Here is a 2,470-nt window from a genome sequence, read left to right as displayed (position 1 = left end):
GACCTTCTCCCAGCTTCCCTATATCTGAAAGGATTTCATCGCCCGACTTCTTGCCCGAAAACGTATCTCCCACATAATTGACTGCATTCGTAGCGCCGTCTACAACTCCTCTAGCGAGATCATTTCGTTCGAGGAGAGAAGGTCGCTCTTCTCCAGTCACGCCTTCGTAAATAGCATCTACCAGATACGCTGTCGGTAACGTGGTCGACGCAATATCTCCGGCATCTACTACCACATTCCACAGGCCTAACAAGTTATCTTCGAGACCATCTAACTTCCCTTTCACCTCTGCCACTTGGTTGTTGAAGGCTCTACACGACATGATGGCAGCCTTTCGGTTTCCTACAATTCCTGTTCAACAGAACTTCAGTAGTCAATTTCTCTCTTTCATTTAGCAACAAAATCTACTTTTCTTTGGCTACACATAAAAAACAGGTCAATCATGGTGGTATCTGACCATAATCGACCTGTTCAACGTGACGCTATTAAATTAAGTAGAGTATAAAATTCAAGCTTCATGTGCGTACAACCAAAATGAAGAGACCTTTATACGGGTATTACATGGGTTAAGTATGCAATTGGTTGAATGATGGGTTCATTCGACACTAGTAGCCAATCCACTTAACCATTTACTTCACATTTTTCTAACATCCATTCCCTTGCTTTTTCTGATTCCAACAATATTGGTTTCTCCGATGTACCAATGTTTATACTCTCAAAAAAGGCGTCTTCTATACCTTTAATATTTTTTAATGTCACTCCGTTTAACAATGTTTCTTTAAATGTCGATACACTTATATCTACATTTTCTAGTCTTGCCCAACTAAAATCCGTTAAGTAGAACGATACATTAATCAAATTACAATCTACTAAATATGCATTTCTAAATATTGCTTCCCAACAATCACCTTTACTAAATCTACTGTTTTTAATGACACAGTTAGAAAAATCTGTATATCTAAGATCTGATTTATAAAAATCGCATTTATCTAAATATGCATTTTTAAATGTTGACGAGGCTAATAATGATGTGTGAAAATCGATATTTTCCAGTTTGAGATCATCAAAAGTACACTCTATTAAATATGCTTGTTCAAGCAATATATCGGATAAATCAAAACTTCTTAAGTCCACTTCATCTAACTTTAACATCTCACCTTCTTTACCAATTGTCTCAACCCACTTTTTATGCAAATCAAACATACTAAGAATATTTCTTTCTTCCATTTTCTCACTCCTTAAGGGTACCACATTATTCTATCTGCTATTCCTGCTTCATCAATTGCTTTCATCAGTTGTTCAATATGCTCAGGCACCATTTTTTTTGTATCAATAATTATGTTATTTCCTTTAGCAAATTCTTCGTGTATCTTTTGCATACCATTTTTAACAGAAAAAGCACCCTTTTTGGGACTTGTTATAGGTACTCCGTCCCTACCGCTTGGATATGATACAAAACTTTTCACGTCCCACTTTAAGCCTGTAGTGGTATCAATAAACTCTGCTCCGTTTTCTGCTTGGGGATCACGTATTATTCTTCCTAAATCACCTCTTTCTTCTAATGCTAATCCAACATCTCTTTCATTTATATTTTTAGGTTCTATTTTCCCATTACTTGCAGGATCTCGGGCTAAACCATCCAATTCTTCTTGATTTCTTCCTCCAGTATAATTCCCATCTGTATCATATAAATGAGGCTTTTTGCCCTTACCACCTTTACCCGTCCCCTATGTTGTAAAGCTAAACTATTGAAAAGGAGCGGTGGCTGCTAGATATACTAGCGACACCACCAGTTTAACTTGCTTGTTTTTCTGCTTGTTTAGGGAGACGAAACGCTGTTTTGTTCTTCATCATGCCATAGATGATGTTAACTAACCGCCGCATCACACATACCATTGCTTGCGTTGGTGTTTTACCTTCTTCTTTCTTGCGGGTGAAGTATTCGTAAAAGAGCGGATTGCGTGGCTTTTTGCTCCCTTTTGAAACTTGGACTTGCTGGACAGCTAGGTTGTAAAACAAACCATGCAGTATCCGCTTACCCTGTCTGCTTTTTTGGTTCGTACCTTTGCCGCCGGAACTGAAATTGACAGGGGCTATTCCTGCAAAACGTGCCAGCTTGTCTGCGCTAGGGAAACGGTTAATGTCTCCAATCTCGGCAACAAGAGCAGATGCCGTTACCAAATCTATGCCTGGCATCGTTTCAAGTTGGTAGTCTAACCGTTTCATCATACCTTGCAGTTCACCTTCTACATACTCGATTTCCTTCTTGTTGAACTGTATATCCCGCACATGACTCTTGATTAGAAAGTCTCGTTGTTCCTGATAGCTTCTCGCTGTATCGCCATCTGCTTGCACGAGTGCCAGTATTTCTTCTGCCTTCCTTGTCGAACAGGCATTGTTACTTGATTTCCGTAAAAACTCCGCAAATTCTTCGACCGAGACACCGTTCAGTACGTGTGGGGCAGGATAT

Annotated in this window: 3 protein-coding genes and 1 pseudogene; all 4 read right to left on the bottom strand. The window is 39.3% G+C overall.

All coding sequences use genetic code 11. From position 1 onward, the window contains the following. Positions 1–322 (bottom strand): annotated as a pseudogene (locus HPY28_RS30035) (late control protein); the annotation flags it as partial. A 299-nt stretch (positions 323–621) separates the two neighbouring features. Further along, positions 622–1,227, bottom strand: coding sequence for a pentapeptide repeat-containing protein (locus HPY28_RS30030; RefSeq protein WP_174231973.1), 606 nt, complete (start codon positions 1,225–1,227; stop codon positions 622–624). A gap of 11 nt (positions 1,228–1,238) precedes the next feature. Beyond that, a complete protein-coding gene (locus tag HPY28_RS30025; RefSeq protein WP_174231972.1) occupies positions 1,239–1,643 on the bottom strand; it encodes a hypothetical protein in 405 nt (134 codons plus the stop codon). Between the two features lie 151 nt (positions 1,644–1,794). Next, positions 1,795–2,470, bottom strand: a 676-nt coding sequence (locus tag HPY28_RS30020; RefSeq protein ID WP_174231971.1) for a transposase, incomplete at its 5' end; no start/stop codon positions are given.

Origin of the sequence: Brevibacillus sp. HB1.2 (assembly GCF_013332495.1) — a bacterium.
Classification (GTDB): Bacteria; Bacillota; Bacilli; order Brevibacillales; family Brevibacillaceae; genus Brevibacillus; species Brevibacillus porteri.
The sequence above is the reverse complement of the archived record's forward strand: the minus strand, read 5'-3'. Positions and strand labels throughout refer to the sequence as shown.